The sequence below is a fragment of the Microbacterium sp. Leaf351 genome (assembly GCF_001423825.1).
Classification (GTDB): domain Bacteria; phylum Actinomycetota; class Actinomycetes; order Actinomycetales; family Microbacteriaceae; genus Microbacterium; species Microbacterium ginsengisoli.
Genome location: NZ_LMPK01000035.1, coordinates 132974 through 134585 on the forward strand (window position 1 = coordinate 132974; position 1612 = coordinate 134585).

Consider the following 1612-nt stretch of genomic DNA (forward strand, 5'->3'; position numbering starts at 1 on the left):
CGCCGTACCACCAGACGCCGAACTGGTAGGTGCTCGACGGCTGCAGGTGGGGCAGCGACTGCGTGACCGTGTCGGGGTCGTTCCCGCCCGCCGGTTGGAAGACGAGCACCCCGCTGCCCGAATGCGGGAGCTCGGTCGTCGGGCCGAGCGTGAGCGCCGACTCCGATCCGTCGCCGAAGGTGACTCCCCATCCCGGCACGATCTCGTCGCCGACGGGCGCCTGTTCGAAACCGCAGTTGTCGACGAGATTGGGCGGCAACGCCGTGCAATCCCGATAGGGCGCCGCGTTCTGCGCCAGTGCGGGCGCGGCCACGATGGGCGCCGCCGCGATCAGAGAGCCCAGCAGCGCGCCGAGCGCGACGACCGAGCCCATGACNTCGCGAACGGACAAGCTGATGCCCAACAATCGCCCCACGCGATCGCCGCTGATCATAGGGGCTTGCGCTATCAGTTCGTTCACAGGTTTCGCAGGCCCGATTCCGCACCATCTCATCGATGGCTCATCGGCGCTCGCCATCCCACGTTCGGCGCGGCAGGATCGAAGATGTGCGCACCGATGAGGGTGCCCCGCAGACGGGAGGACCCATGGCCGAGTACGAGACGATCCTGGTCGAGCGCCGAGGGCGCGTCGGGTGGATCACCCTGAACCGCCCGCACGCGCTCAACGCGCTGAACGCCCAGCTCGCGAGCGAGCTGGGGGCGGCGGCATCCGATTTCGACGCCGATGACCAGATCGGATGCATCGTCATCACCGGCTCCGAGCGGGCCTTCGCCGCCGGCGCCGACATCAAGGAGATGGCCGACAAGACGCCGCTGGAGATGGAGCAGGGGAACCCCTTCGCGGGACTCGAGCGCCTCTCGCAGCTGCGCACGCCGCTCGTCGCGGCGGTCGCGGGCTTCGCCCTCGGCGGCGGGTGCGAGCTCGCGATGACGTGCGACATCATCCTCGCGGCCGACACCGCCCGCTTCGGGCAGCCTGAGATCAACCTGGGCGTGATTCCGGGGCTCGGCGGCACGCAGCGGCTGCCGCGCGCGGTCGGCGCGTACAAGGCGGCCGATCTCGTGCTCACGGCGCGCACGATCGACGCGGTCGAGGCGGAACGTGCGGGCCTCGCCTCCCGGGTCGTTCCCGCCGCCGAGCTGCTCGAGGTGGCTCAGACGGTCGCCGACGAGATCGCGGCGAAGTCGCTGCCGGTCGTCTACGCGGCGAAGGAGGCGCTGCGCGTCGCGCGCGAGTCGACCTTGACCGAGGGACTGCGGTTCGAGCGCCGGGTGTTCGTCTCGCTGTTCGGGCTTGAGGACCAGAAGGAGGGCATGACCGCCTTCCGTGAGAAGCGTGCGCCCGAGTTCCATCATCGGTGAGACTCAGTGTCATCGTTCGCCGTGATTCCGTTAGACTCTGCGATGGCGTAAGGAGTGCCCCGTGAAGATCGTCGTGCTGGTCAAAGAAGTCCCCGACACCTACGGTGACCGCAAGCTGTCTCTCGAGACCGGGCTCGCGGATCGCGCCGCGAGCGATGCGGTCATCGACGAGATCGGTGAGCGTGCCCTCGAGGTCGCGCTGAGCTACGCCGACAAGAACCCGGGCACCGAGGTCGTCGTGCTCTCGGTC

The 1612-nt window shown here is 69.0% G+C and carries 2 protein-coding genes and 1 pseudogene; 2 read left to right on the forward strand and 1 reads right to left on the reverse strand.

Annotated elements, in window-relative coordinates; all coding sequences use genetic code 11:
- Positions 1 to 376, reverse strand: a 376-nt coding sequence (locus ASG00_RS15465) for a hypothetical protein (RefSeq protein ID WP_235559533.1), incomplete at both ends; no start/stop codon positions are given.
- A gap of 209 nt (positions 377 to 585) precedes the next feature.
- Here ASG00_RS15465 and ASG00_RS11760 point away from each other — a divergent pair.
- The gene (locus tag ASG00_RS11760) at positions 586 to 1362 is read left to right on the forward strand and encodes an enoyl-CoA hydratase-related protein (protein WP_056209868.1); all 777 of its coding nucleotides are present in this window, start codon (positions 586 to 588) and stop codon (positions 1360 to 1362) included.
- Between the two features lie 61 nt (positions 1363 to 1423).
- Positions 1424 to 1612, forward strand: a pseudogene (locus ASG00_RS18325) (electron transfer flavoprotein subunit beta); the annotation flags it as partial.